Below are 25,973 nucleotides of genomic sequence, written 5' to 3'. Positions count from 1 at the left end.
CAGTGACCGGAGAGTCGTTGACATTATGCAGGCGATTGCCTGCATAATGCCGGACGTGAGCCACGAAGCGACAGCGACGGACGCCGCGTTCAAAGCACTGGCCGACCCCACCCGGCGGCTCCTGCTCGACCGCCTGCGCGAGCACAACGGTCAGACCCTGGGCGAGCTGTGCGAACACCTGGCCATGGCCCGCCAGTCCGCGACACAGCATCTCGACGTCCTGGCGCAGGCCAACCTCGTGACCGTCGTACGGCGGGGACGGGAACGACTCCACTACCTCAACCCGGCGCCGATCCACGAGATCGAGGAGCGCTGGATCTCGAAGTTCGACAGGCCCCGTCTGCAAGCGCTCAGTGCCATCAGGAATCTCGCCGAGGAGTACGCCATGGCCAACGCACCCACATCGGTGCCGACTTACGTCTACGTCACCTACATCCGCGCGAACGCGGAGCAGGTGTGGCAGGCCCTGACGGACGCGGACCTCACCGCGCGCTACTGGGCCCACGCCAACGTGTCGGACTGGCAGCCGGGCTCGGCCTGGGAGCACCGGCGCGTCGACGGATCAGGCCGCGTCGACGTCGTCGGCAAGGTCCTCAGGGCCGAGCCCCCGACGCTGCTGAGCATCACGTTCGAGGACTCCCCGGACGCCGAAGCACCGAGGGAGCCGTCGGTCGTCACCTTCCTCGTCGAACCGCACGAGGACATCGTCCGCCTCACCGTGACCCACGAGAACCTCCCCAACGTGGAGATGCTCAACGGCATTTCGCGCGGATGGCCGGCCGTGCTGGCCAACCTCAAGTCGCTGCTGGAGACCGGCGACGTCCTCCCGCAGGCACCCTGGGAGATGTCCGGCACGCACGCCTGACGCCCGGGGCGGCGGTCGTCACCACCCCTCCCGTCATCGCCCCGCAGTTCACTCCGCAGTTCACTCCGCGCACGACCGCAGAAGGAAGAGAACATGCTGGACACCACCCCACTCCGAGACGCCTACCGCACCCTCCTGGACGCCGCCGCCACGGTGGCCGACTCCGACGGACCGGGCCCCACCCCGCCCGCCGGCGAGTGGAACGCCGACCAGATCCTGGCGCACGTCTCCCTCATCAGCGCGGCCACCATCAGCGCCGTCTCCTCCGTCGCCTCGGGGGCCATCGCCACGTACGACAACCGCGCGGCGCTCGACACCTGGACCATCGACCGGGTCATCGCGCTCGCGGGCGACAACACGGGGCTGCGCGACCGCGTCCGCCTCCAGGGACAGGCCCTCTGCGCACTCGGCGGGCCCATGCTGAGCGAGGCCGAGCTCGACACCCGGGTGCCCACCCTGCTCCTGTCCAACGGCGCGCTCCTGGTCGACCAGCCCATGCCCCTGCGCGACCTCATCACCGGCCTGGCCGACGTGGAGCTTCCCGGCCACACGAAGCAGCTGCTGGCGCTCCTGTAGGAGGACCGGAGCCGCAACGCGCGCGGAGTGGGAAGTCGGACGGGCCGACTTCCCACTCCGCGCGCGCATTTCAGAGCGCCGCGGCGACGGCGGCCGCGACGAAGACCACCTGAAGGGCGCTGCGGGCGGGCAGCGGGGTCACCGGCTTTCCGGCGAGGGTGAGTCCGCCGCGGGCCGCGTACACGTTGGCCGGGAACATCGCGAGCATCAGCAGCGCCAGGCCGCCGGCGGCGAGCGGCGCGAGCGCGGGGACGACCAGGCCGACGGCGCCGGCCAGCTCCAGGACACCGGTCAGGGTGACCAGCAGGTCGGGCCAGGGCAGCGCCGGCGGGATCATCGCGACGAAGTCGCGCCGCCAGGACGCGACGAAGTGCGGAACGCCGGTGGTGACGAACATCAGCGCGAGGCCGCCGCGCAGGGCGGGCTGCCAGGCGTCGAGGCCGTCGAGGGCCAGCAGGCCGAGCAGGCGCAGAACGGCGAAGCCGCCGACGAGGGCAATGAGCGGGATCATCCCGTCCTCCGATCCTGGAATCTTGTCACTGGAAAGATTGGGGCAGGCGGGCAATCTTGTCAATGCCTAGATACACTGGAGCGACACCTCGAACGACTGGAGAGCAGCGGTGGGACAGAGTGACCAACCGAGCTATCACCACGGCAACCTGCGCCGCGCGGTACTGGACGCGGCCCTGGCCGCGATCACCGAGTCCGGCCCGTCCGGATGGAGCCTGCGCGAGCTGGCCCGGCGCGCGGGGGTGTCGCACGCGGCGCCCGCACACCACTTCGGGGACAAGACGGGGGTACTGACGGCGGTCGCCGCCGAGGGCTTCGAGCTGTTCGCCGACAGCCTGGAGCGCGCGGCCGCCGATCCGTACGGCGCGGGCGTCGCGTACGTGCGCTTCGCCGTCGACCACCGGCCGTACTTCGAGGTGATGTTCCGGCCGGAGCTGTACCGGGCCGACGACCCCGGCATGGCGACGGCCCGGGAGCGCGCGGGCGCGGTACTGGCCGCGAGTGCAAGGAAGTTGGCGCCTGGCGAGCAGCCGGACCGGGCGACGACGATCGCGGCGTGGTCGCTGGCCCACGGCTTCGCCGGCCTCTGGCTGAGCGGCGCCCTGCCGGAGAGCGAGAACGGCGACGTGGAGGAGTTGGCCCGCTCGGTGCTGGGGCTGCTCTTCAAGCGGGACTAGGAGTCACCGGCGAACGGGTCGTTCGAGGCACCGGCCGGCGGGGCGGCCGGTGCCCTTCGTGATCACAATGGCCGTGACAGTGCCTCAGTCGCACAGGGCTGCCGCCTGCGCCTTCAACAGCCCCTCACTGCGAGACGGGACGGGCCTCTCCTTCCTCAGCTCTGCACCGAGGTCGTAGACGTTGACGGCGAAGACCAGTTGGCGCTCACCGTCGGCGGTTGTGAGGGACATGCTGGTGTAGCCGGGCCCGGCGCCGTCGGTCGACCAGACACCGACCGGCCTGGCGTCCGCCCCCGAGCCGCATGTCACCTCCTCGCGCTGCACGCCGAGTCCGTACGCCGGCTCGTCGGGGAACTCCACCGTGGTCAGGAGTTCGCGCTGCTGGGCGGGGCGCAGCAGCTTGCCAGTGAACAGGGCCCGGTGGAAACGGGCCAGGTCGTCGACGGTCGAGATCATGGCGCCGGCGGTCCAGTCGTACGACGGGCTGAACCGGGTCACATCGCGTCCCTTGAGGTCGTACCCGTGCAGATGAGGGCCGTGAACGGCCGGATCGGTCAGCGGGAAGGAGGTGTCGTCCAGACCGAGCGGGCCGAGGATCCGCCGATGGATCTCGGAGGACGCGCTTCGATGTGTGACCGCCTCGACCACCAGCCCGGCGAGCAGGTAGTTGGTGTTGGAGTACGACCACCCGCCGCCGGGCGCGAACAGCGGCTCGTGCCGGACGGCGCGGGCGATCACCTCCCGAGGGGTGTAGACGTGGCTCCAGTCGTGGCGCTCCAGGTAGGGGGCGAAGAACTCCGGCTCGTTGGTGGGGTCGTAGATGCCCGAGGTGTGGTTGAGCAGTTGCCGGACGGTGATGGCCCCGCCGTCGTTGCCGCTGCCCCGGACCACTCCGGGCAGCCACTTCTCCACGCTGTCGTCGAGCGAGAGCCGCCCTTCGCCCTCCAGCTGCAGAAGCACCGTCGACACGAACGACTTGGTGTTGCTGGCGATCCGGAACCGCTGGTCCGGCCGGGCTCGCTCGCCGGTCGCCGTGTCCGCGAGCCCCGCCGCCATCCGTGACTCCCGCGCTCCGTTCCTGGCATACGCCACGGCAGCCGGGAATCCGTCCGCAACCGTCTGCTCGACGGCCGCCTTGAGGCCGGCGGGCGGCGAGGCCGGCGCCCGCTCCGCCACAGCCGCAGCCGCAGCCGCCGGGAAGATCCCCGATACCGCCACCGCGCAAATCCCCACCCACAGTGCTGCGGCCCCCGCACGTGCCTTCACCGATCACTCCTGTTCCTGTTGCCTGCCTGCGCTCTTCCTGCCCCAGCGTGCCGGGCCACCGCAGCAGCAGCCCACCGTGCTGACACCCAAGTCGATACGGCGGTTTCCCACACCCCCACACCGCCCCGTTGCTCGCCGAGTCCGTGCACGGCGTGGTCCTGACCAACGTTGCCGAGGCTCGGGCAGAGCCCATCGGGTCGCGCCGGCCCGGGGAACTGCAGAAAGGCGGCAAGGCATCGATGGCGAGCCCGTACGAAGCCCGTCCGTTGTCGTGAGGCCGGCGGCCGGCTGGTCGACGACCGAGCGCAAGGAACTCATTGATCACGCGAACCCGTGCCCACTGGCGCCCTGGAGGGTCTGCGGGTGGCGGAGCAGGAAGTCGACGGGGCCGACTTCCTGCTCCGGGGTGAGCGCAGCGTCGTCAGCGTGGGTGCTGCGAGGCGAGCGAGGCCAGGACACGTTCCCGGATGCGGGCGGACGCGGCCGGGAAGACACGGGACAACTCGGCGTCGAGGCGCCGGCGTTCGGCACGCAGGAGGCGCGCGACGGGGGCACGGGAGCAGTGCAGGAACCACCAGGGGCAGATGCGCTGGATCACCGGCCGGCCTCCGTCTCGGTCCAGTGGATGCGAAGGTGCTGGACACCCCCGGGGAGGACGACCGGGAGGCACAACGGCCCGATGTAGTTGAGGTGTTCGGCGACGACGCGCTCGGCACAGGGGCCGGTGAGGTAGCGCTCGAACCACGCCCACTGCGGTCTGCGGAGCGGGTGGAACCGGAGGGCGGACCAGAGCGAGTCCAGGGCCTCGGGGAGGATCGGGTAGGTCGTCGGCGGCATGATCCCGGTGATCTCGGCCGTGACGAGACGGGCCTCCCTCATGCGACACGCTCCGCGAGGGGGGTGGCAGCGGGGGCGATCTCGGCCCAGATGATCTTGCCGACGCCCACCCGCGGGCAGCAACCCCAGCGGCCGGCCAGGGACTTGACGAGGATGAGCCCCCGCCCGGACTCGTCGTCCGCGTCTGCCGGGCGGATAACGGGCCCGCGGTCCGTCCGCGCGTCGTGGACCTCGATCCGGAGACGGGAGGGATCGAGGTCAAGGACGAGGAGCACCCTGCGACCGAGGGGCGTGCCGTGCACGACGGCGTTGGTCACGAGCTCGGAGACCAGCAACAGCCCGGTGTCGGCGAAGCGTTGGCCATCGGGGACGCGCGCGAGCAGCCGTTCGAGCTGCCGGCGGGCCTCGGCGGGCGATCGCCGGCTGCGCGGCAGCCAGCAGTCGGTCCGGGCGGCGGGGACGGGGGTCAGGTCAGCGATTTCGCACATGGGGGAGCCACCTTCCAGGCGCAGTGAGGTGATGGCGAGTTGGAGGGGAGAGGCGGGCCGGAGAGGGCAAAGGGATGCCCGGCGACCAGCCGCCTTGATCACTCAGACGAACCGTCGAGCTACTCCCTGTAGAGTGCCCTCTCGGGGCGATTGCATGCAACCGCTTCTATCAAGCAATTGCTTGATCATGAAGGATGGTTGAGCCCCAGAAGGGGGTGGCAGACTATGCACGGAACCAACCAGGCAGGGAGTGTGACGAGTGGGCAGTCCGACCGTGCTGCGGCGTAGGCTCGGCGGCGAACTTGGCAAGTTGCGCGCCTCGCGCGAGATGAACGCCAAGGATGTGGCCGCTGCGCTCGGTTGGTCCGCTTCGAAGCTGAGCAGGATCGAGAGCGGGCAAGTCCCCCTGCAAGAACGGGATGCGGCCAAGCTGCTCGCTCACTACGGCATCAGCTCACCCGAAGAGGTGAAGCACTTCCTCAGCCTCACCCGACAGAGCCGACAGCAGGGTTGGTGGCACGCCTACGGCGATGCCCTGCCCGAATGGTTTCGTGCCTATGTGGGCTTCGAATCCGACGCCACGAAGATCGTCACCTATCAGTGTGAGCTGGTTCCCGGGCTTCTCCAGACCGAGGGGTACGCCCGGCATGTCATTCGGGCGATGAATCCGACCGAGTCCGCCGATGAAGTGGATCGCCGCGTGGCACTCCGGATGGATCGTCAGCGGATTCTCGATCGGCACGATCCACCTCAAGTGTGGGCCATTATCGGCGAGGCCGTCATACGGCGACCTGTGGGAGACATGCCGACCATGGCTGAACAGTTGGAACACCTCGCTGACCTGGCGGACCAGCGGCCGAACATCACGATCCAGGTTCTTCCATTCTCGGCTGGCGCACACGCTGCGATGGGTGCTTCCTTCTCCGTGCTGTCGTTCAGCGACATCCCGGGAAGCGTGGCCTATACCGAGGCGACGACCAGCAGCATCTACACGGAGCGGCCCTCCGAGGTAGCGCGCCATGAGGATGCGTTCCTGCGTCTCATGGCTTCATCAGTCCAACCCGAGAAGTCCATCTCATGGTTGAGGAAAGTCGCAGAGGAGTGCACCAAATGAAGCGGGACTTCCAAGGCGCCCAATGGCGCAAGAGCACCTACAGCAACGGTCAAGGCGACTGCATCGAGGTCGCCGACGGCGTTCCCAACGCCGTCCCTGTCCGGGACAGCAAGGACCCCCACGGGCCCGCGCTCACCTTCACCGCCGACGCCTGGCGATCCTTCATCACCGCTATCCACGCCGGAGAGCTCTGACCCACCGGAGCCACAGAGGGGCAGGCCCGGGCGTGGACGCGCCCGAGCCTGCCCCTCCTCCACTCCCCTACTCCCCCACTCCCCTACCGCGGGGGGACCGCGCGGTCGTAGACGTTGTCCGGGGTCACGATCTCGGTGATCGCCCGCGCGAGCAGCGTGCTCGGCTCCTGCCCCTGGTACGAGACGTCCGTGTTGATCAGGAGCACCAGGGTGGCCTTCCGCGACGGCAGGTAGACGGTCACGCTCTCGTAGCCCGGCGTCGATCCGTTGTGCCCGATCCAGCCGCCGGTCTCGAAGATGCCGAGGCCGTAGCTGGTTCCAGGGAAGCCGGTCGGCAGGGTCTTGAGCCGCTCCGCCTGCGTCTGCGGGCTGAGCAGCCTTCCCGTGGCGACGACCTCCGCCCAGCGGCGCAGGTCGTGCAGGTCCGAGATCATCGCGCCTGCTGCCCAGGCCCAACTCTGGTTCCAGTCCGTGGAGTCGCCGATCTCGCCGCTCGGCGTCTGGTTCGTGTAGCCGCGCGCGTGCGGCTCGGGGAACTCGGAGCCCGCCGGGAACAGCGTGTTGCGCAGGTGGGCGGGGCGGAGCACCCGCTGGTGGATGAAGTCGGCGAGGGGGTGGCCGCCGACCTTCTCGACCACCAGGCCGAGCAGGATCAGGTTGGTGTTCGAGTACTGGAACGTCTCGCCGGGCTCTGCCGTGTTGTCGTGCTTGAAGCCGTACGCGAGGAGCTCCTCTGGTGTGAAGGTGCGGCCCGGGTCGCCCTCCAGCGTCCGAATGAAGTCCGGGTCGGCTGTGTACGGGAAGAGGCCGCTGCGCATCTCGGCGAGCTGGCGCAGCGTGATCCGCTCACCGTCGGGCACGCAGTCGACGTAGGCCGAGATCGGGTCGTCCAGCCCGATCCGGCCCTCGTCGACGAGCTCCAGCAGCGCGGTGACCGTGAAGGTCTTGGTCTCGCTGCCGATCCGCATGAAGAGGTCGGTGCTCATCGGCCTGCGGGTGGTGGTGTCCGCGACCCCGGTCGCGCGGACGTAGCTCCCCTGGCCCGGCATCCAGAGTCCGGCGATGACGCCGGGGATGCCGGCCTGTCGGCGGACGTCCTCGACGGCCCTGTCCAGCCGGGCGGTCAGCTCGGGCCCGAGACCGTCCGTCAGGTACCCGTCCTGCTCGTACCGGTCGGAGGCGGCGCCGTGGGCGGCCGTGGCGGGTGTCGCCGTCGGGAACAGCACGGCCGCCACGAGCAGCGCTGCGGCGAACACACGGCGGGCGGGGGTACGTCTCATCTCGGGGCGCCTCTTCCAGGTCAGGGCTCAGGCGGCAAGGTCACCATCCCGGGCCCGTGCCGGAGGCTCCCGGCCCGGTCGTCCGTCCGCGTGTCCACCCGTTCGGCACCCGCGGGCCCACCCGGCCGGCACCCACGGAGGCACCCCGGAGGCGATCCCGGAGGCACCCCCCGACCGTGGCGAAAGCGTTATCCGGACCCCCGGAAGCGCAGGGGCGGCCGACGCCCGGGAAGGCCCCGTGACGCCCTCCCGAGGCGGTCCGGCCGGGCCCGCAGGGGGGCCTGCGGGGGATGGGGCGCCCGGGTCGCGGAAGGGGCCCAGCCGGGCGGCTGGGGGAGCCGTCGCACCATCTCTGACCAGGGATTTCCCCCTCCCCCGGCACTAAAATTCACAGCAGCGGACGGGACGACGTCCGCCCGTACAGGGGGCTGTGAATGCATCGCGACATCCGTACCACCGAAGACGTCCTGTGCCTGCTGGACCGGCTCTTCCTCCCCGAGGCCGACCGCTGGACCGACGGCGCCTCCGACTGGTGGGACGCGTTCTACGCGGACCGCACGGCCGACCGCCCGTTCTTCGTCCCCAAGCCCGACGAGAACCTCGTCTCCTACCTCGACCGCGGTCTGCTCGCCGCACCCGGCCGCGTGCTGGACCTCGGGTCCGGGCCCGGGCGCAACGCCGTCCACCTCGCCTCGCTGGGCTTCGAGGTGGACGCCGTCGACCTCTCCCCGACCGCGGTCGCCTGGGCGCGGGAGCGGGCCGCGGAGGCCGGCGCGGACGTCCGGTTCCACTGCGGGAACATCTTCGACGTCGAGCTCCCGCACCGGCAGTACGACCTGGTCTACGACTCGGGCTGCCTGCACCACCTCCCGCCGCACCGCCGGATCAGCTACCTCGCGCTCCTCGACCGCGTCCTCGCACCCGGCGGCCTCCTCGTCGTCAACGCCTTCGCCGCCGGGGCGATGGGCTGCGAACTGCCCGACGAGGAGCTGTACCGCAACGGCCGGCTGGAGGGCGGGCTCGCCTACACGCCGGACGAACTCCGCCACCTCTTCTCCGACTTCACCGAGATCGAGATCCGCCCGATGGTGCCCCAGCCGGCCGGCTCGCCGCTCTTCGGCATCCCGGTCCTGCTCAGCGCCCTGTTCCGGCGCCCGGCCGCCGGCCGGCCCCTCTCCTTCTGATCACGCCGGACCGGCGCGGGGAACCCGCCGGCCGGCGGGTTCCCCGCGCCGGTCCGGCGGGCTCCTCAAGCGAGGGCCGGCTCCGGAAACGCTCAGAGGCGTCGGGGTCCGACGCCGTCCTCGCCGAGTTCGTCGCCGGGGTTCAGCAGGGCACAGGCCTTCATCGAGAGGCAGCCGCAGCCGATGCACCCCGTGAGTTCGGCCTCAAGCCGTTCGATGGTCTGTCGGCGCTCCTCCAGACGGCGCTTCCAGCCGCGCGAGGCGCGCTGCCACTCGTGGTGGCTCGGCGGCCGGTCGAGCGGCACGTCGGCGAACGCCTCCCGGAGGTCCTGCAGCGGGATGCCGATCCGTTTCGCCACCGAGACCAGGGCGACCCGGCGCAGCATGTGCCGTGGGTAGCGGCGCTGGTTGCGCTCGTCGCGTTCGGACGAGATCAGGCCGAGCTCCTCGTAGAACCGCAGGGCGGACACCGCCGCCCCGGTCCGCGCGCTGACCTCGCCGATGCCCAGCCAGTCGTCCGGGGCCGCCCCTGAACCGCCGGGCCGATGGGTCGTCATGCACAGCCTCCTCTTGACCTCAAGTTTACTTGAGGTCCTACGGTCGGCTGCGCCAGAGCGGCAAGCAGCACCGACCCGGAGAGGACGGCAGCCCGATGACGTTTGTGATCGCCCTGCCCTGTGTGGACGTCAAGGACAAGGCGTGCCTGGACGAGTGCCCCGTCGACTGCATCTACGAGGGGGAGCGGATGCTCTACGTCCAACCCGACGAGTGCATCGACTGCGGCGCCTGCGAACCGGTCTGCCCGGTCGAGGCGATCTACTTCGAGGACGACACCCCAGAGCCGTGGCAGGCGTTCAACACGGCGAACGCCGAGTTTTTCACCGACCTCGGCTCCCCGGGCGGCAGCGCGAGGCTCGGCCTGATCGAGAAGGACCATCCGATGGTGGCGGCGCTGCCGGTCCAGGACCCCGCCTGACCTGACCCACCGGGATGCCGGGCCCTCGTGTCCGGACCCCGCCGGCCGGCGCCCGGCGTCGGCGGGCGCCCGGCGTCGGCGGGCGCCCGGCGGGGTCCGGAGGCCGGAGCCGGCGGGGTCCGGCACCCGGGGGCCCGGACCTCACCCCCGGTCCCACGACGCGCCCGCCCCGCCCGCGCCGGTGTCAGCGCTGCGGGCCGGGCTGGGTGGTGGCCGGCGGGGTGGTGGCCGGCGCGTTCGGGCTGCCGGTCGCGGTCTGGGTCGGGTCGGGCTTGGGGGCCGGGTCGGGGATGTCGGCCATCTTCAGGGACTGCTTGGGCGCGCCCCGCAGGGCCTGGTTCATGGCGTCGCGCCAGATCGGACCGGGGCCGTCGGCGCCGAACACCTCGGTGTGGTACTTCCCGTTGATGGTGATGTTCCGCATCTCCACGCCGCCGTTGGGGCCGCCGAGCCAGACGGAGGTGGCGAGCTGCGGGGTGTAGCCGCTGAACCAGGCGGCCTTCTTGTGGTCCGAGGTGCCGGTCTTGCCGGCGATCTGCCGGTTGCCCTCCAGGTTGAGCGCCGCGCCGGTCCCGTTGTTCTCGGTCACGCCGTTCAGGATGGTGTTCAGCGCCCGTGCCGTGTCCTCGGAGAACACCTGCGTGCACTGCCCGGCCGGGGCGGGGACGTCCTTGCCGTCCACCGTGGTGATCTTGGTGATGGCCTTCGGGGTGCAGTACTTGCCCTCGGCGGCGAAGGTCGCGTAGACGTTGGCCATGGTCAACGGGCTCACCTCCTCCACGCCCAGGGCCATCGCGGGGACCTCCTCCAGGGGCTTGCCGCTGGCCTTGGCGGTGATGCCGAGCTTGTTGGCCATCTGCTTGACCGGGCAGAGGCCGATCTCCTCCTCCATCTGCACGAAGTAGGTGTTCACCGACAGGGCCATCGCCTGCTTCAGCTGGTAGGGGCCCTTCTCGCTCGCGGACTCGTTGGGCACCACCGTCTTGGGGCGGCCGGTGTTCTTCCAGGTCCCCTCGCACATCTTCATGGTCGGGTACTCGAGCCTGTTCGGGGACGAGTACTCCTGGGTCGGCGGCAGGCCCGCCTCCAACGCCGCCGCCGCGACGACCGGCTTGAACGTGGACCCGGGCTGGAAGCCGTTGCCGCCGCCCATCGCCGCGTCGACGTTGAGGTTGACGACGGTCTGGTTCTTCTCCTTCACCAGGCCGAACGGGCGGGTCTGGGCCATCGCCAGGATCTTGCCGCTGCCGGGCTCGACCATGGTGGCGGCGGCCGAGACGCTGTCGGTGACCCGCACGTTGCCGCTCACCGCGTCCTGCGCGGCGGCCTGCTTGTCCGGGTCGAGGGTGGTGTAGATGTTCAGGCCGCCCTGGTCCCAGAACTTCTTCCGCTCGGCGGCGGACTTGCCGAAGACCGGGTCCTGCTTGACCACCTCGCGCACGTAGACGCAGAAGAAGCCCATGCCCGCCCTGGCGGTGATGCAGCCGTTCTGCGGGTCCTTGTACTTCAGGCCCAGCGGGGCGGCCTTGGCCTCCTTGGCCTGGTCCGCGGTGAGGTGCTTGTTCTCGACCATCTTGTCGATGACGACGTTGCGGCGCTTGACCGTGTTCTCCGGGTAGCGCACCGGGTCGAACGCCGAGGGGTTCTGCACCATGCCGGCCAGGGTGGCGGCCTCGGCGACGGTGAGGTCCTTGTTGCTCTTGCTGAAGTACCGCTGGGAGGCGGCCTCGACCCCGTAGGCCTGGTTGCCGTAGAAGGTGATGTTCAGGTAGTTGGTGAGGATCTGCTCCTTCGTCAGGTCCTCCTCCAGCTTGATCGCGACCTTCAGCTCCTGGATCTTGCGGCCCAGGGTCTTGCGCTGGGCCTCCCGAACGGCGGCCTGGTCGTCGCCGGCCTTCTCCACGTTGACGTTCTTCACGTACTGCTGGGTCAGCGTCGAAGCGCCCTGGGAGGCGGTGCCGCTCTCCGCGTTCTTGCCGACCGCGCGGAGCACGCCCTTGAGGTCGACGGCGCCGTGCTCGTAGAAGCGGGCGTCCTCGATGTCGACCTGCGCCTGCCGCATGAACGGCGACATCTGGTCGGCGGCCAGGACGGTGCGGTCGCGCTCGTAGACCTTGGCGATCAGGCCGCCCTTGGCGTCGAAGATCTGGGTGGCCTGGGTCAGCGGCGGGGTCTTGAAGTCGTCCGGGATGTCCTCGAAGCTCTCCGCCGTGTTCTTGGCGGTCAGCCCGAGCGCGCCGACGGCAGGCAGGGCCAAGCCCGCCAGCAGCCCACCGGAGAGCACGCTCACGAGCAGGAAGGTCCCGCCGTGGCGGACCAGCCGAAGCGGCGACCTCCGGGCCGGAGGGGCTTCTTCACCGTCTGGTGAATTCGATATCGGCGGGGTATTCGAGGTCATATCGGGATGCTAAGCCCCCGCCGTCCCATGAATCGAACGATTTCTCGCGCAATCTGTCACGGCCGTGCAACAAAGGCCTGGGGCCGCCCACTTCGAGCTCCCTCCGGCTCCTTCGTGCACTTTCCAAAACGGCACGAGGAAATACGGAGTCCTCGGAATTCACCAAGCCCCCCCGCCGCCGACGGCACGGACCGAACGAATCCGTACCGGAGGACCGCCACCCGCCCGCAGGCGCGTGCCGAGACCCGCTCCGCACCCGTACATCCGTGACTTCGCGTGTCGCACCCGCGTGTCGCGCCCTCCCGGTCCGACGAACCCTGACATCACTAAGACGCTGCGAGCGGGGCGTTATGTTGCACAGCGCCTGGCAGGCTCCACAGCCCGCTCCGCCCGGGCCGCACGGCGGTGGAGCGGGTTCCACCGTGGACGCCGGCGGGCGACGTTCGGGTGCGGATCGACGGTCCCTCAGAAAGGCAGCCCTTTCGGTCCTTCCGCCCCCGCAGGCCGTTGCCGGGACCACGGACCGCCCGTGGTGCGGTCGGGCGCGGCACGCGGTCCCCTTCCTCCGGGGCGGTGACGGCCGGCATCCACGCGCCCGCGCCTCGATGCCACGATGCCGCGGCAGCACGGTGCCGAGCGGCCGGACGCCCCTCCGATTCCCTTTCCCGTCAAGGACTTTGGCGCCCTCGCCCAGCCGATCCCGGGTTGGAGTGGGGAAGGTGACCCCTCCGCCGGACGGCCCGCCGCCACCGATCAGCGAACACGGCCGCACAGCGCCCGCAGGAGGCGTACGCCGAAGGGCACGTCTCGCACCAGGAGATGGACGAGCGCCTCCACCAGCTGCGCACCGCCGCGACGCACGGCGGGCTCGTGTCGGCGCCGGCCTCGCTCCCGCAGGGGAGTCCGGGCACCACGTCGACGATCGCCGCCGCCGGGCGGATCCGGCGACGCGGGGCGTGGCGGGTGCCGCGCGTCCTCAAGGTCGAGTCCGCGTTCGGACGGGTGCGCCTGAACCTCTCCCGGGCTGTCGTCGAGCATCCGGTCGTCGACATCGAGCTGCACCTCGGCACCGGCAGCGCCAGGATCACGGTTCCGCGTGACGCGGTCGTCGACATCGAGGGGCTGAAAGCCGGATGGAAGGCCCCGCGCTACCGGACCGGGCGGCACTCCCGGCCCGGCGGCCCGACGATCCGGATCTCCGGGGCCGTGGGGATGGGACGGCTGAAGATCCGTCACGCGCGACGCTGAACCCCCGGCCGTCCGCGACGGGCCTCAGCGCCCGCCCGCGCCCGACTCCCCCGTACCCGACTCCCCCGTGACCGCCACCTCGTACGCGCGCAGCGTGTCCACGAACATCCGCCGCTGCTCCGGGGTCAGCGGCGCCAGCGCCTTGCGCCAGGCCGCCGCCCCCGGGGCGAGCCAGCCGGCGATGGCGGGCTGCTGGTCGGGGGCGATGGCGACGATCCTCCGCCGCCGGTCGGCCTCGTCCTCGCGGCGCTCCAGGATGCCCTGACGGCTCAGTTCGCCGACCATCAGGCTCACGCCGGCCCGGCTGATCGCCGCCACCACCGACGCCCTCGCCGCCGTCCTCGGCGAGGAGGCCCGCGGCCGGACCGTCGTCACCATCGAGGGCGTCCCGGCCGGCCGCAGCGGGGTGGGCGGGCAGGTCGCCTGACGCCCGCGGTGCGGCCGCGGCGACGAGGCGGTGCGGCGGTGCGGCGGTGCGGCGGTGCGGCGGTGCGGCGCCGCCGCGGTGCGGCGCCGCACCGCCGGCGAGGCGGCACCGCCGTCGGATGGCCACGCCGGCGGGGTGGCCATCCGACGGGCGGCCTCGTCATATGACAGTCGTCATACGGCAGACGTGAGGTTGGATCCTTCCGGCGGCAACCGGCCTACCGGCATAGTCGTACTCGCCGGCGAGGGCCGGACGAGGACCGAACCGGGGGACACCATGAGCAGCGCGGCCACTGAGACCGAAGCCACCGCCACCACCACCACTGCCACCGCCACCATTGCCGGCGAGGCCGCCAAGCCGGTGCCCACCGTCGCGGAACTGCGCCTCCCCACCTGGTACTTCGGCTTCGAAGGCGGCATCGCCGGCGCCTTCGACCTGCTGCACGCCTTCCCCGCGGCCTGGCCCGCCCTGGTCGCACTGATCGCCACCAACATCGCGGTCTCCCTCACCGTGCTGCGCCCGCGGCTGAAGCTCGCGGCGCTGCTGTGGCGCGGCAAGAGCACCCGCAACATCGCCCTCGCCCTGCTCGGCCTGCGCATCGGCAGCCACGTGGCCCTGGGCGCGATCGGCTTCGGAGTCACCTCCACCCTCGGCCACGTCGCCTTCGCGGTCGTGATGGCCGCCCTGACCGTCACGCTGATGGCCTACGCCCAGCGCACCTCGCTCCGCGCGCTGGTCGCCGCCGGGAAGGCCACCGCGGCCTGAGCGGAAGTCCCCGGAACAGCCGTGGCACCCCGGGCGGCAGGCCCGGGGGGCCACGCCGCCCGGAAAACCGACCGGTCTACATATGACTGCCTGTCCGTTTATGACGACCGGTCTACATAAGCCGACCGATCTACCGACCGGTCTTCATATTCGGCGGCAAGGCCCGGGCGGACAGCATGCCCGGGCGATGCCCTAGCGTGAACCGCCGACCGCCGACCGCCGACCACTGCAAGGGACCCCATGACCGCTGATCGGATGTCCAACCCCACCCCCATCCCCAGGAACGGCAATGCCCTCCTCCACGACCTCGCCAGGCCGTTCCCGGAGCGGGTCGCCGAGGCCGTCCGGGCCTGGGACGCGAATGACCGCGGCCCGGCCCACCTGGTGGACGGGAAGGCCTTCCTCGCCCTCTACTGCTGGCAGTTGGCCGCCATCCGCCGCGGCGAGGAGCCGGACGAGGCGACGGCCGCCTTCGTGGAGCGGTCGCACGACTCCATCGGCGGCCGTCACGGCTGGGCCGCCATGCTGCACCAACGGGCCACCTGCTCCTGCCACGGCACCACCTGGCGGCTGGAGAACATCTCGCTCTGCCTCGGCTGCCTCCGCTACGTCTGCTACGAGCTGGACGGGCCGTGCTGCGCCGGCGCGGAGATCGTCGGATAGCCCGGGCAGCGGGACAGTTCGGACGGCCCGGCCGGGACAGCCCCGGCTCGAACGACTCGGGACAGCCCGGCCGGGGCGGCACGGCCCCGGCCCTCACCCCTCCAGCAGCTGCGCCAGCAGCGCCGCCGGCCCCTCGGGCAGGCTGCCGTGCACCAGTTCCGTCCGGTGGACCAGCCTCGGCTCCCGGACGGGCACCGCGGCGACGCCCACCACACCGTCGAGCGCCGCCGCAGGAAGCACGGCCAGCCCGTGCCCGGCCGCGACCAGGGCGAGCAGCCCGCGCACGTCGGTGCCCTGGTAGCGGGCGGCCGGCCGGAAGCCGTCGACGGCGGTGGCGGCGCGCAGCCGGGCGGCAGCGGGCGCGATGTCGGGGGCGTCCAGCCAGCGGGCGGCGGAGAGGTCGGCCAGGGACACGCCCCGGTGGCCGGCCAGCGGGTGGCCGGCGGGCAGGGCGACGGCGAGCGGCTGCTCGTCGACGGCGACGGTGGTGAGCGGGCCGACGTCCGGCAGCGGGAGCGGGTCGCTGAGGGCGGCGAGGCCGTCGATCAGGGCGAGGTCCACCTCGCCGGTGGCGACCAGGGCCGGCAGGGTCTCCGGGGCCACGACCCGGACCGCGAGGTCCATCCGCGGGTACACCCGGCGCACCTCGGCGAGCGCGTTCCCCAGGGTTGCTCCGGCCGCCAGCGCGGTGGTGCCGAGCAGCAGCCGGGTGCTCGGGGTGCCGGCCAGGCGCGCGACATCGGCGCGCGCCGCGTCGAGCCGCAGCAGCAGCGGACCGGCGTGCTCCAGCAGCCGCACGCCTGCCTCCGTCGGGCCGACGGGACGGCGGAGCAGCAGGCTGCTGCCAAGGTCCGCCTCCAGGGCCGCGATCTGCTGGGAGACGGCGGACTGGGTGTAGCCGAGCTCGCGGGCCGCCTCGGAGAAGGAGCCCAGCCGGGCCACGGTGACGAAGGTGCGCAGCTGGTGCGGATCCACGCTTATCAGAGCCTCTGATCGAAGGGTCACAAATCATCGTTGGCGCTGATGCCCAACGCGGGGTCAGGATAGCCGCATGACCTACCGCACCCCCCGCATCGCCCTGGTCGGCGACCGCTCCCCCGCCGTCCGCTCGCACGCCCGCATCCCCGGGCTGCTCGACGCGCTCGCCACCCGCGACCAGCTCGTGCTGGACGCCTACTGGATCCCCACCGAGGACGCCGGGTCGGCCACCGCCCTCGACGGCTTCGACGCGATCTGGCTGCTCCCCGGCAGTCCGTACCGCAGCGAGGCGGGCGCGGTGGCCGCCGTCCGCACGGCCCGCGAGCAGGGCATCCCGTTCCTCGGCACCTGCGCCGGCTTCCAGCACGCCGTCCTGGAGTACGCGCGCACCGTCTGCGGGATCGGCGGCGCCGCGCACGGCGAGAGCCACCCCGGGGAGGACGACCTGGTGATCGTGCCGCTCAGCTGCTCGCTGGTCGGGCACGAGGGCGCGGTGGAGATCGCCCCCGGGTCACTCGCCGAGCGCGTCCTCGGGACGACCCGAACGGTCGAGCGGTACCACTGCGCGTACGGGCTGAACTCCGTCTACCTGGACCAACTGCGCGAGCACGGGCTGCGGTTCAGCGGCATGGACGACGAGGGCGACCTGCGGGTGCTCGAACTGCCCGGTCACCCCTTCTTCCTCGCCACCCTGTTCCAGCCGGAGCTGGCCGGCGACGGCACCCGCGTCCACCCCGTCATCCGCGCACTCGCCACGGCCGCGGTCGGGCACGCGGCCTCCCGGCACACCGGCACCACCACCAGCGCCAGCACACCCGCAGCCGCACCCGCACCCGCACCCGCACCCGCACCCGACAGGACCGCCGAAGGAGCCGCCGCGTGAACGCCGGAGCCAGCGAAACCGCCGGGGTGGGCATCCCCGACAGCAGGCTCGCCCGCGAGGCCACCGAGCTGGTGCGGGACACCTCCACCGAGCTGCTCTACCACCACTCGCGCCGGGTCCACCTCTTCGGTGCCCTCCAGGGACGGCGCCGCGGGCTCGCCTTCGACGCCGAACTGCTCTACCTGGCCGCGATGTTCCACGACCTCGGTCTCGCCCCCGAACACCGTTCCTCCGGGCGGCGGTTCGAGATCGACGGGGCCGAGGCGGCCGCCGCGTTCCTCCGCTCCCACCAGGTTCCGGAGCAGCGCGTCCGCGTGGTGTGGGAGGCGATCGCCCTGCACACCACGCCCGGCATCCCGGAGTACCTGGAGCCGGAGATCGCCCTCACCACGGCCGGCGTCGAGCTGGACGTCCTCGGCATCGGCTACCACGACCTGACCGGCGAGGAGCGGACGGCCGTGGTCGCCGCCCACCCCCGGCCGGACTTCAAGCGCGGCATCCTGCGCGCCTTCCACGAGGGCATCGCCTCCAGGCCCGGGACCACCTTCGGCAACGTCAAGGCCGACGTCCTGGCCCGGTTCGAGCCGGGCTTCGAGCGGACCGACTTCGTCGAGGTGATCGAGAACTCCGCCTGGCCGGAGTGACGCGCGGAGTCCGAACCGCCGCAGAGCCCGACTCACGCGGACCCCGGCTCACCGCCGAGCCCGACTCACCGCCGAGCCCGGCTCACCGCGGAGCCCGGCTCCCCTCAGACCCCGACTCACCGCGGAGCCCGGCTCACATGGGGAGCGAGCGCAGCCGCACCGGCCCCTCGGGCCAGGCGGCACCCTCGTGCAACGGCGCCCACATCGTGCAGATGGGCATGACCACGACCCGCCCCTCGGGCTGCTCCACGTGGACGTCCCCCAGCAACTCCCGGAAGCCGAGCCGCCGGTAGAGCCCGGCCACCTGAGGCCGGCAGAACAGCAGCGCGTGCCGCGGGCCGAGCGTCCGCGCGTGGTCCAGGGCCGCGCCGACCACCGTGCGCGCCAGGCCGCGCCCCCGGACGTCGGGGGCGACGGCGACGCCGCCGACGCCCATCACGTCCAGGTCGTGGCCGCCCACCGTCAGCGGCAGCCGCAGCAGGCCGGTGTGGGCCACCAGGCGGCCGGCCTCGTCGCGGATGCCGAAGTGGATGTCCTTGGGGAGCCAGCTCAAGCCGGTGTAGGCGACGCCGAAGTGGTCCTTGCCGACGCCGAATATCTCTTCGATGTCGGCCTTGGTGTAGTCGGCCATGCGCACCACGGCGGGCGGTACGGAAACAGGATGATCAGTCACCTGATGATGATCCTCTTTCGGACCGGCCTTGAACAGGCCGGAACCACTCACACCTGACGCGACTTCAGTTGCTCCCATACCTCGGCGACCCGGGGTGCCAGCTCCTCCAGCGGCCCGCTGTTGTCGATGACGAGGTCCGCGAGGGCCAGCCGGTCGGCCCGGGTGGCCTGCGCGGCCATCCGGGCGCGGGCCTCCTCCTCCGCCATGCCGCGCAGCCGGACCAGCCGGTCGATCCGCACCTCGTCCGACGCGTCGACGACGACCACCAGGTCGAAGAGCGGGGCGAGCCCGTTCTCGGTCAGCAGCGGGACGTCGTGCACCACGACCGCGTCCGGGGCGGCCGCCCCCTCCAGCTCGGCGGAGCGGGCCCGGACGAGCGGGTGGACGATCGCGTTCAGCGCCTTGAGCCGCCCGGGGTCGGCGAAGACGATCGCGCCGAGCGCCGGGCGGTCCAGTGAGCCGTCGGCCTGGAGCACCTGCGGGCCGAACTCGGCCACCACGGCCTCCAGCCCGTCCGTTCCGGGGGCGACCACCTCGCGGGCGATCACGTCCGAGTCCACGAGCACCGCGCCGTGGGCGGCGAACAGCCGCGACACCTCGCTCTTGCCGGCGCCGATGCCGCCCGTCAGTCCGATCTTCAGCATGGCGCCAGGCTACCGGCGCCCGAGGCCTCCGGTCAGCCCAGGTCCAGGCTCTCGCCATCACCCAGGGCCGTCAGCTCCGCCCCCGTCCCCGGCCCGCCCGGGCCGACCAGGTTGGTGTGCACCGCCAACCCCACCGGGCTGAGCACCGCGTCGTGGACCGGCACCGCCTGCCGCGGGCCCGCCTCCCGGACGTAGTCGATCAGCTCGGAGACCTTGGTCCACGGCCCGGCGATCGGCAGCAGCAGTGTCTCCACCGCGTGCGGCGGCACGGTCAGCGCGTCCCCGGGGTGGAAGAGCCGGCCGTCGAAGAGGAAGCCGATGTTCCGCACCAGCGGGATGTCGGGATGGATCACCGCGTGCCACTCCCCGTGCACGCTCACCCCGATCCCGCCCACCTCGAAGGCGTCGCCCTCGCCGACCACCGTCACCCGCTGCGCCACCCCGTCCAGCCGGGCGGCCACCGCACTGTTGGTCCAGACCCGCAGGGCCGGGTCGGCCTCCAGGGCCTCACGGAGCCGGGCCTCCTCGAAGTGGTCGAAGTGCTCGTGGGTGATCAGGACGGCATCCGCACCCGCGAAGGCCGCCGGGTCGGCGAACATCCCCGGGTCGACGACGACGGTGGTGCCGTCGTGCTCCAGGCGTACGCAGGCGTGTCCGAACTTCGTGATTCGCATGCGCCAAAACATACAGCAAGGCTGCACAGTTTTGCTGGACAAAATCCCGGTACGCTTCTCCCATGAACAGCCCGGGCCCCGACACCCTCGAACTCGCCGCCGACCTGCGCTCCGCCATCGGTGAACTGGTCCGCGCCCTGCGCCCCGGCGACGAACTGCCGCAGAACCAGGTCGGCGTCCTCGGCCTGCTGGTCCGCGACGACCGCACCTGCACCGTCGCCGAGCTCGCCGCCCACCAGCGCGTCCGGCACCAGTCGATGGCCCGTACCGTCGCCCTGCTCACCGAGACCGGGCTGGTCACCCAGCAGCCGCACCCCACCGACGGCCGCAAGCTCCTGGTCGCCGCCACCGACGCCGGCCGCGCCGCCCTGCACGAACAGCGCGCCCGCCGCGAGGCGGTGATCGCCGGCGCCATCGAGGCCCGCCTCACGCCGGAGGAGCGGGAGACCCTGCGCACGGCCGTCGAGCTGCTGCGCCGCCTGCACTGACCACCCGGGCGGCAGGGCAACTCCCCGCGATCATGGAGTTTCTGACGCCCTGCTAGGGTCCAGAGCCGTGACGGACAGGGCGGGGAAGCAGTACGAGTCGATGCGCGCGCACTTCCTGCGCGCCGCCGAACAGCGCGGGTTCACGCTCGACCCCGCCCAGGAGGCGCCGGTCGAACGGCTCAGCCGGCTCGCCGGCGAGCTGGCCCACCCGGCCTGGCGGCTGCGGCGCCCGCCGCGCCACCTCTACCTCTGGGGCCCGGTCGGCCGCGGCAAGAGCTGGCTGGTCGACACCTTCCTCGACGGCCTGGCGACCCCGCGCAAGCGGCGGCTGCACTTCCACGACTTCTTCCGCCGGCTGCACGAGGGCGTCGCCCACCATGCCGACAGCCACCACACCGACGGCCACCACGACGGCACCGCGGTGGACCGGGCCGTCGACGAGCTGCTCGGCGACTGCCGGATCCTGGTCTTCGACGAGTTCCACGCCCATGACGCGGGCGACGCGATGCTGGTCGCCCGGCTCTTCCACACCCTGCTGGACCGGCGGATCACCCTCGTCACCACGTCCAACTACCCGCCCGCCGGCCTGATGCCCGACCCGCTGTACCACCACCTCTTCGAGCCGACGATCCGGCTGATCGAGGAGCGGATGGACGTCGTCGACGTCTCCGGGCCGGTCGACTTCCGGCGGCAGCCCCGGCCGGAGGGCACCCACGGCTTCGCCCTCGGCGCCCGCCTGCACCCCGGCGACGAGTCCGCGGCCGGGCTCACCCCTCCCCGGCCCGAGGAGGCCGGCCCGGTGGCCCTGCCCCACCACGAGCTGCCGGCCAGGGCCGTCCGCGACGGCCTGGTCTGGTTCGGCTTCGCCGAACTGTGCGAGGGCCGCACCGCCGTCCCCGACTACCTCGCGCTGGCCGACCGCTTCCCCGCCCTCGTCCTCGACGGCGTCCCGCCCCTCACCGAGGCCTCCCCCGACGCCCGCCAGCGCTTCGCCAACCTGGTGGACGTCTGCTGCGACCGCGACGTCCGGCTGGTCCTGATCGGCGCCGACCCACTGGCCGGCCTCCCCGCCGGCTCCACCCTGCAGCGCGACCTCGACCGCACCGCCAGCCGCCTCGCCCTCCTCCGGCAGCCGGCCGCGGAGGTCACCCCCTGAGCCTCAGGGCGTGATCACGAGCTCCTTGGCCTCCGGGCGCTGGCCGGGGATCACCGCCGGCGCGATGGTCGGCAGGTCGACGTGCTCGCTCAGCCCGAACCGGTTGTGCAGGCGGCGCAGCGGGGCCGGCGCCCACCAGTTGAACTCGCCGAAGAGGCTCATCGCGGCGGGGACGAGCAGGCAGCGGACCAGCGTCGCGTCCACGGCCACCGCCACGGCCAGCGCGATGCCCATCTGCTTCACCATGAGCATGTCGCCGAGCGCGAAGCCCGCGAAGACGATGACCATCAGCAGCGCCGCCGAGGTGATGATCTTCCCGCTGCGCTGCACGCCCAGCTCCACGGCCTTCGTACAGCTGTGGCCCTTGTCGCGCAGCTCCTTGATCCGGGCGAGCAGGAAGACCTCGTAGTCCATCGAGAGCCCGAACGCGAAGGCGAAGACCAGCACCGGGATGAAGGTCTCCAGCCCGCCGGCGGGGCTGAAGCCGAGCAGGCCGCTGAACCAGCCGTCCTGGAAGACCAGGGTCAGCGCGCCGAGCGAGGCGCCCAGCGAGAGCAGGTTCATCAGCAGGGCCTTGACCGGCATCACCACCGACCCGGTCATCAGGAAGAGCAGCACCAGCGTGCCGAGCGCCACCAGGCCGAGCGCGATCGGCCCCCGGGTGAGCAGTTCGTGCTGGAAGTCGACGACCGAGGCGGCTCCGCCGGTGACCTGGGTGGTGAGCCCGCCCCGGTCGGCGCGCAGCTCCTCGACGACCTTCTTGGCCTCCCCGCCCTGCGGGTCGCCGTGCACCAGCACGTCGATGGTGGAGACCTTGTCGCCCACCGGGGTGACCGCGCGGACCCCGCTGACGCCGGGCAGCTTGGCCACCACGTCGTCGGCGTACGCCTGGGCGACGGTCGCGCCGCCCTCGACCACCACGGTGATCGGGGCCTGCGAGGCCATCGGGAACCGCTGGTCGACCGTGTCGGCGACCTGGCGGCCGGCCGAGGACGCGGGCAGCACGGCGGCGCCGGAGCTGCGCATGTCGGCGTGGAGGAACGGCGCCCCGGCGGCCATCAGCAGGGCGACGCAGGCGAGTGCGACGGGGACCGCGCGCTTGCGCACCCGGCGGACGGTGCGGCTGAAGAAGCCCTCGTCGGGCACGGGTGCGGTGGGTGCCTTGACCCGGCTGCCGGCGAAGCCGAGCAGTGCCGGGACGAGGGTGAGCGCGGCCGCGACGGCGATCACCACGACGCTCACGCCGGCGGCGGCGACCGCGGCCAGGACGGGGCTGGTGAAGACGAAGAGGCCGGAGAGCGCGACGGCGACGGTCAGCCCGGAGAAGGCGACGGTGCGGCCCGCGGTGGCTGCGGTCCGTTCGACGGCGGCGGCGATGCCCGCGCCGTGGCCGCGTTCCTCCCGGAAGCGGTTGACCATGAGCAGCGCGTAGTCGATCGAGAGGCCGAGCCCCAGCACGGTGGCGATCGGCAGCACGCTGGTGTCGATGTCCATGATCTTGCTGAAGCCGAACATGGCCAGCAGCGCGCCGCCCACCGAGGCGACGGCGCCGATCACCGGCAGGCTGGCGGCGGCGAGGCCGCCGAAGACCAGCACCATGACGACCAGGGTCAGCGGAAGGGTGACGATCTCGCCGAACCGGGTGTCCTTCTCGGTCTGCTTCTTGACCTCGTCCTGGAGCACCAGGTCCCCGCCGACGGTGACGTGGGCGCCGTCGGCCTTGATGTCCGCGAGGCGCTCGGTGACGGCGGCGGTCTGCGCGTCGGTACTGGCGTCGGCCATCCGGACGGAGACCAGGCTCGCGTTGCCGTCGGCGGAGCGGAGCGCGGCGCCGGCGGGGCCGGAGCCGTAGGCGTCGGTGGCCGACGAGACCCCGGGCAGGGCGGCGATGTCGGCGGTGGCCTTGGTGACGGCCTCCCGTACGGCCTGGTCGTCGACCGGTTTCCCGTCCACGACGGCGGTGACGGTGCCCCGGGACGGGTCGGCCGCGGTGACCACGGCGCTTCCGCGGTCCGCCTCGGAGCTGGCCGAGGAGGCGCCGGCGACCGAGCCGGCGAAGACCCGGCCGCCGATCAGCACGCCTATGACCAGGACCACGGCCCAGAAGCCGAGCACCCAGCGCCGGTGCCGGAAGCAGAACCGGCCGAGGGCGGCAAGGCGTCCGTCGACCTTGGGGTCGGCGGACGAACAGGCGGGGGAGGTCACTGCGGTGCTACGGCGCATGTGCGGGGGGTGCCTAGCGTGCGGGGCCGGGGGGAGCCACCCATCGGGCAACTCATCCCAAGGTAGGTCCTAGGTCCCGAATCGCCCATAGCCGTCTGATGAGCCCCTTATCACAAAAATCCTTCACATAAGGAACAAATAAGTGAATGGGGAAAACAATGGACCCCACCCGGAATACCGGGTGGGGTCCATCGGTGACGCTATGACGCTATGCGCCGAGCACCAGCAGGGTCAGAGCCTCAGCTCTGGCCACCCGCCAGCTTCTCGCGCAGGGCAGCCAGGGCCTCGTCCGAAGCGAGAGCGCCGGAGCCCTCGTCGCTGCTGGAGGAGTACGAGCCACCGGCGGCGGCGGCGACGGCGTCGCCACCCTCGGCAGCGGCCTCGGCGTCGGCCTCACGGCTCTTGATGACCTGGGCCTGGTGCTGCTCGAAGCGGGCCTGCGCCTCGGCGTACTGGCGCTCCCACTCCTCACGCTGCTTCTCGAAGCCGGGCAGCCAGTCGTTCGCCTCGGGGTCGAAGCCCTCCGGGTAGATGTAGTTGCCCTGGTCGTCGTACGAAGCGGCCATGCCGTACAGGGTCGGGTCGAACTCGACCTCGGCCGGGTTGGCACCGAGGGCCTCGTTGGCCTGCTTCAGCGAGAGGCTGATGCGACGACGCTCGAGGTCGATGTCGATGACCTTGACGAAGATCTCGTCGCCGACCTGGACGACCTGCTCCGGGATCTCGACGTGGCGCTCGGCCAGCTCGGAGATGTGGACCAGACCCTCGATGCCCTCGTCCACGCGGACGAACGCACCGAACGGAACCAGCTTGGTGACCTTACCCGGAACGACCTGGCCGATCTGGTGGGTACGGGCGAACTGCTGCCACGGGTCCTCCTGGGTCGCCTTCAGCGACAGGGAGACGCGCTCGCGGTCCATGTCAACGTCGAGAACCTCGACGGTGACCTCCTGGCCGACCTCGACAACCTCGGACGGGTGGTCGATGTGCTTCCAGGACAGCTCGGAGACGTGAACCAGACCGTCGACGCCGCCGAGGTCCACGAACGCACCGAAGTTGACGATCGAGGAAACGACGCCGGAGCGCACCTGACCCTTCTGCAGGGTGGTGAGGAAGGTCTGGCGGACCTCGCTCTGGGTCTGCTCCAGCCAGGCACGGCGGGACAGGACCACGTTGTTGCGGTTCTTGTCCAGCTCGATGATCTTGGCCTCGAGCTCCTTGCCCACGTAGGGCTGGAGGTCGCGGACACGACGCATCTCGACGAGCGAGGCCGGCAGGAAGCCACGGAGGCCGATGTCGAGGATGAGACCACCCTTGACGACCTCGATGACGGTACCGGTGACGATGCCGTCCTCTTCCTTGATCTTCTCGATCGTGCCCCAGGCACGCTCGTACTGAGCGCGCTTCTTGGACAGGATGAGACGACCCTCCTTGTCCTCCTTCTGGAGAACCAGGGCCTCGATGTTGTCACCGACGGAGACGACCTCGTGCGGGTCAACGTCGTGCTTGATCGAGAGCTCACGGGACGGGATGACGCCCTCGGTCTTGTAACCGATGTCGAGGAGCACCTCGTCACGGTCGACCTTCACGATGACGCCCTCGACGATGTCGCCATCGTTGAAGTACTTGATGGTCTCGTCGATGGCGGCGAGGAAGGCCTCAGCGTCGCCGATGTCGTTGACCGCGACCTGCGGGGTGGTGCTGGTGGAGGAGTCGGTGGGGCTCGTCATTAGGAAAAGGGCTCCGGTACGGACATGAAGTCGTAGGTAATGCCACGCGGAGGGCCCGTATCGCTCCCACCGAAAGCCGGACAGCCAAGAGCACGGCCCACCGGAACATCCCGCAACAGCGAGAATCCGGCGTCCGTCTTGCGACCGTGGGGTCTTCGACAGATGCGAGCGCGACCTGCTCCGTCCGAGGCGCGCAGGCCCGCAGCGCAACTTGTAGCATACGGGGACGGCCAGGCACGGTCAACGCCAAGGGCGCCAAGACGGTGGAGGCCGGTATGGATCAGGCCATATCCTCCGATTGCGCACCTCACAGTGGCGGCCGCAGGAAGCCTTTCCCCGGATGCCACCGCCAGGACCCGGACCCTTGCGGGCCGGTTCGCGGCAGCGGCGCTTCCGCAGACCACACCCTACG

Annotated in this window: 29 protein-coding genes; 15 read left to right on the top strand and 14 right to left on the bottom strand. The window is 71.5% G+C overall.

What is annotated here, in order from left to right; all coding sequences use genetic code 11:
• Positions 1-55: 55 nt before the first annotated feature.
• Both J5Y04_RS12605 and J5Y04_RS12600 read left to right on the top strand, forming a co-directional pair.
• The gene (locus tag J5Y04_RS12605; protein WP_307853078.1) at positions 56-865 is read left to right on the top strand and encodes a metalloregulator ArsR/SmtB family transcription factor; all 810 of its coding nucleotides are present in this window, start codon (positions 56-58) and stop codon (positions 863-865) included.
• Between the two features lie 93 nt (positions 866-958).
• Positions 959-1,441 (top strand): hypothetical protein, encoded by a 483-nt coding sequence (locus J5Y04_RS12600; RefSeq protein ID WP_209412049.1) that lies wholly within the window; start codon positions 959-961, stop codon positions 1,439-1,441.
• A gap of 70 nt (positions 1,442-1,511) precedes the next feature.
• Here the strand turns inward: J5Y04_RS12600 and J5Y04_RS12595 are convergent, their stop codons facing one another.
• Entirely contained in the window at positions 1,512-1,952 is a 441-nt protein-coding gene (locus J5Y04_RS12595) for a DoxX family protein (RefSeq protein ID WP_209412048.1), read from the bottom strand.
• 109 nt (positions 1,953-2,061) lie between these two features.
• Here J5Y04_RS12595 and J5Y04_RS12590 point away from each other — a divergent pair, with 109 nt between their 5' ends.
• Positions 2,062-2,628, top strand: coding sequence for a TetR/AcrR family transcriptional regulator (locus J5Y04_RS12590; RefSeq protein ID WP_209412047.1), 567 nt, complete (start codon positions 2,062-2,064; stop codon positions 2,626-2,628).
• An 84-nt stretch (positions 2,629-2,712) separates the two neighbouring features.
• Here the strand turns inward: J5Y04_RS12590 and J5Y04_RS12585 are convergent, their stop codons facing one another.
• The 4 genes from J5Y04_RS12585 to J5Y04_RS12570 all read right to left on the bottom strand — a co-directional run bounded on the left by J5Y04_RS12585 (position 2,713) and on the right by J5Y04_RS12570 (position 5,219).
• Entirely contained in the window at positions 2,713-3,804 is a 1,092-nt protein-coding gene (locus J5Y04_RS12585) for a serine hydrolase domain-containing protein (RefSeq protein WP_307853087.1), read from the bottom strand.
• A 511-nt stretch (positions 3,805-4,315) separates the two neighbouring features.
• The gene (locus J5Y04_RS12580) at positions 4,316-4,492 is read right to left on the bottom strand and encodes a hypothetical protein (RefSeq protein ID WP_209412046.1); all 177 of its coding nucleotides are present in this window, start codon (positions 4,490-4,492) and stop codon (positions 4,316-4,318) included.
• Complete coding sequence (locus J5Y04_RS12575; RefSeq protein WP_209412045.1) at positions 4,489-4,773, bottom strand: hypothetical protein; 285 nt, start codon at positions 4,771-4,773, stop codon at positions 4,489-4,491. The genes J5Y04_RS12580 and J5Y04_RS12575 overlap by 4 nt, the downstream gene beginning before the upstream one ends.
• Entirely contained in the window at positions 4,770-5,219 is a 450-nt protein-coding gene (locus J5Y04_RS12570) for an ATP-binding protein (protein ID WP_209412044.1), read from the bottom strand. Before J5Y04_RS12570 ends, J5Y04_RS12575 begins: the two co-directional genes overlap by 4 nt.
• Before the next feature lie 259 nt (positions 5,220-5,478).
• Between J5Y04_RS12570 and J5Y04_RS12565 the strand changes: the two genes are divergently transcribed.
• Complete coding sequence (locus J5Y04_RS12565) at positions 5,479-6,333, top strand: helix-turn-helix transcriptional regulator (protein ID WP_209412043.1); 855 nt, start codon at positions 5,479-5,481, stop codon at positions 6,331-6,333.
• Positions 6,330-6,527, top strand: a complete 198-nt coding sequence (locus J5Y04_RS12560) for a DUF397 domain-containing protein (protein ID WP_209412042.1) — start codon at positions 6,330-6,332, stop codon at positions 6,525-6,527. Before J5Y04_RS12565 ends, J5Y04_RS12560 begins: the two co-directional genes overlap by 4 nt.
• Positions 6,528-6,610: 83 nt before the next feature.
• On the opposite strand, the gene J5Y04_RS12555 is transcribed toward J5Y04_RS12560, so the two are convergent.
• Positions 6,611-7,807 carry a serine hydrolase gene (locus tag J5Y04_RS12555; protein WP_209412041.1) on the bottom strand — a complete coding sequence of 399 codons (1,197 nt, stop codon included), beginning with the start codon at positions 7,805-7,807 and terminating at the stop codon, positions 6,611-6,613.
• Positions 7,808-8,241: 434 nt separating this feature from the next.
• Between J5Y04_RS12555 and J5Y04_RS12550 the strand changes: the two genes are divergently transcribed.
• A complete protein-coding gene (locus J5Y04_RS12550; RefSeq protein ID WP_209412040.1) occupies positions 8,242-8,991 on the top strand; it encodes a bifunctional 2-polyprenyl-6-hydroxyphenol methylase/3-demethylubiquinol 3-O-methyltransferase UbiG in 750 nt (249 codons plus the stop codon).
• 92 nt (positions 8,992-9,083) lie between these two features.
• Here the strand turns inward: J5Y04_RS12550 and soxR are convergent, their stop codons facing one another.
• On the bottom strand, positions 9,084-9,548 hold the full coding sequence (gene soxR / locus J5Y04_RS12545; RefSeq protein ID WP_209412039.1) for a redox-sensitive transcriptional activator SoxR: 465 nt from the start codon (positions 9,546-9,548) through the stop codon (positions 9,084-9,086).
• Between the two features lie 95 nt (positions 9,549-9,643).
• On the opposite strand from soxR, the gene fdxA reads away from it, so the two are divergent.
• Positions 9,644-9,967 (top strand): ferredoxin, encoded by a 324-nt coding sequence (gene fdxA, locus J5Y04_RS12540; protein ID WP_209412038.1) that lies wholly within the window; start codon positions 9,644-9,646, stop codon positions 9,965-9,967.
• A gap of 184 nt (positions 9,968-10,151) precedes the next feature.
• Here the strand turns inward: fdxA and J5Y04_RS12535 are convergent, their stop codons facing one another.
• Positions 10,152-12,257, bottom strand: coding sequence for a transglycosylase domain-containing protein (locus J5Y04_RS12535; RefSeq protein ID WP_307853077.1), 2,106 nt, complete (start codon positions 12,255-12,257; stop codon positions 10,152-10,154).
• A 927-nt stretch (positions 12,258-13,184) separates the two neighbouring features.
• Between J5Y04_RS12535 and J5Y04_RS12530 the strand changes: the two genes are divergently transcribed.
• The 4 genes from J5Y04_RS12530 (at position 13,185) to J5Y04_RS12510 (ending at position 15,468) form a co-directional block, all read left to right on the top strand.
• Positions 13,185-13,613, top strand: a complete 429-nt coding sequence (locus J5Y04_RS12530) for a hypothetical protein (RefSeq protein WP_245204686.1) — start codon at positions 13,185-13,187, stop codon at positions 13,611-13,613.
• A 283-nt stretch (positions 13,614-13,896) separates the two neighbouring features.
• Entirely contained in the window at positions 13,897-14,040 is a 144-nt protein-coding gene (locus J5Y04_RS12520) for a tautomerase family protein (protein ID WP_209412119.1), read from the top strand.
• Between the two features lie 276 nt (positions 14,041-14,316).
• Positions 14,317-14,805: a hypothetical protein gene (locus tag J5Y04_RS12515; RefSeq protein ID WP_209412036.1), complete on the top strand. Its 489-nt coding sequence runs from the start codon at positions 14,317-14,319 to the stop codon at positions 14,803-14,805.
• 240 nt (positions 14,806-15,045) lie between these two features.
• Positions 15,046-15,468 (top strand): hypothetical protein, encoded by a 423-nt coding sequence (locus tag J5Y04_RS12510; RefSeq protein WP_209412035.1) that lies wholly within the window; start codon positions 15,046-15,048, stop codon positions 15,466-15,468.
• A gap of 93 nt (positions 15,469-15,561) precedes the next feature.
• On the opposite strand, the gene J5Y04_RS12505 is transcribed toward J5Y04_RS12510, so the two are convergent.
• Entirely contained in the window at positions 15,562-16,443 is an 882-nt protein-coding gene (locus tag J5Y04_RS12505; protein WP_209412034.1) for a LysR family transcriptional regulator, read from the bottom strand.
• Positions 16,444-16,519: 76 nt separating this feature from the next.
• Between J5Y04_RS12505 and J5Y04_RS12500 the strand changes: the two genes are divergently transcribed.
• On the top strand, positions 16,520-17,329 hold the full coding sequence (locus J5Y04_RS12500; protein ID WP_209412033.1) for a hypothetical protein: 810 nt from the start codon (positions 16,520-16,522) through the stop codon (positions 17,327-17,329).
• Positions 17,326-17,973 (top strand): HD domain-containing protein, encoded by a 648-nt coding sequence (locus J5Y04_RS12495; protein WP_209412032.1) that lies wholly within the window; start codon positions 17,326-17,328, stop codon positions 17,971-17,973. The genes J5Y04_RS12500 and J5Y04_RS12495 overlap by 4 nt, the downstream gene beginning before the upstream one ends.
• Before the next feature lie 133 nt (positions 17,974-18,106).
• Here J5Y04_RS12495 and J5Y04_RS12490 read toward each other — a convergent pair whose 3' ends face one another.
• The 3 genes from J5Y04_RS12490 to J5Y04_RS12480 are packed head-to-tail and all read right to left on the bottom strand — an operon-like array spanning position 18,107 to position 19,964.
• Complete coding sequence (locus J5Y04_RS12490) at positions 18,107-18,646, bottom strand: GNAT family N-acetyltransferase (protein ID WP_374106001.1); 540 nt, start codon at positions 18,644-18,646, stop codon at positions 18,107-18,109.
• Positions 18,647-18,693: 47 nt separating this feature from the next.
• A complete protein-coding gene (coaE, locus tag J5Y04_RS12485; protein WP_209412030.1) occupies positions 18,694-19,290 on the bottom strand; it encodes a dephospho-CoA kinase in 597 nt (198 codons plus the stop codon).
• 32 nt (positions 19,291-19,322) lie between these two features.
• Positions 19,323-19,964 carry an MBL fold metallo-hydrolase gene (locus J5Y04_RS12480; RefSeq protein WP_209412029.1) on the bottom strand — a complete coding sequence of 214 codons (642 nt, stop codon included), beginning with the start codon at positions 19,962-19,964 and terminating at the stop codon, positions 19,323-19,325.
• A 62-nt stretch (positions 19,965-20,026) separates the two neighbouring features.
• Between J5Y04_RS12480 and J5Y04_RS12475 the strand changes: the two genes are divergently transcribed.
• Both J5Y04_RS12475 and zapE read left to right on the top strand, forming a co-directional pair.
• Positions 20,027-20,452 carry a MarR family winged helix-turn-helix transcriptional regulator gene (locus J5Y04_RS12475; protein ID WP_209412028.1) on the top strand — a complete coding sequence of 142 codons (426 nt, stop codon included), beginning with the start codon at positions 20,027-20,029 and terminating at the stop codon, positions 20,450-20,452.
• A gap of 67 nt (positions 20,453-20,519) precedes the next feature.
• Positions 20,520-21,608 carry a cell division protein ZapE gene (zapE, locus tag J5Y04_RS12470; protein WP_307853076.1) on the top strand — a complete coding sequence of 363 codons (1,089 nt, stop codon included), beginning with the start codon at positions 20,520-20,522 and terminating at the stop codon, positions 21,606-21,608.
• Between the two features lie 3 nt (positions 21,609-21,611).
• On the opposite strand, the gene J5Y04_RS12465 is transcribed toward zapE, so the two are convergent.
• On the bottom strand, positions 21,612-23,831 hold the full coding sequence (locus J5Y04_RS12465) for an MMPL family transporter (protein WP_209412027.1): 2,220 nt from the start codon (positions 23,829-23,831) through the stop codon (positions 21,612-21,614).
• 239 nt (positions 23,832-24,070) lie between these two features.
• The gene (gene rpsA / locus J5Y04_RS12460; protein ID WP_209412026.1) at positions 24,071-25,561 is read right to left on the bottom strand and encodes a 30S ribosomal protein S1; all 1,491 of its coding nucleotides are present in this window, start codon (positions 25,559-25,561) and stop codon (positions 24,071-24,073) included.
• Positions 25,562-25,973: the final 412 nt, after the last annotated feature.

Origin of the sequence: Kitasatospora sp. RG8 (genome assembly GCF_017813315.1) — a bacterium.
Classification (GTDB): domain Bacteria; phylum Actinomycetota; class Actinomycetes; order Streptomycetales; family Streptomycetaceae; genus Kitasatospora.
This window is presented reverse-complemented; position numbering and strand designations above follow the sequence as displayed.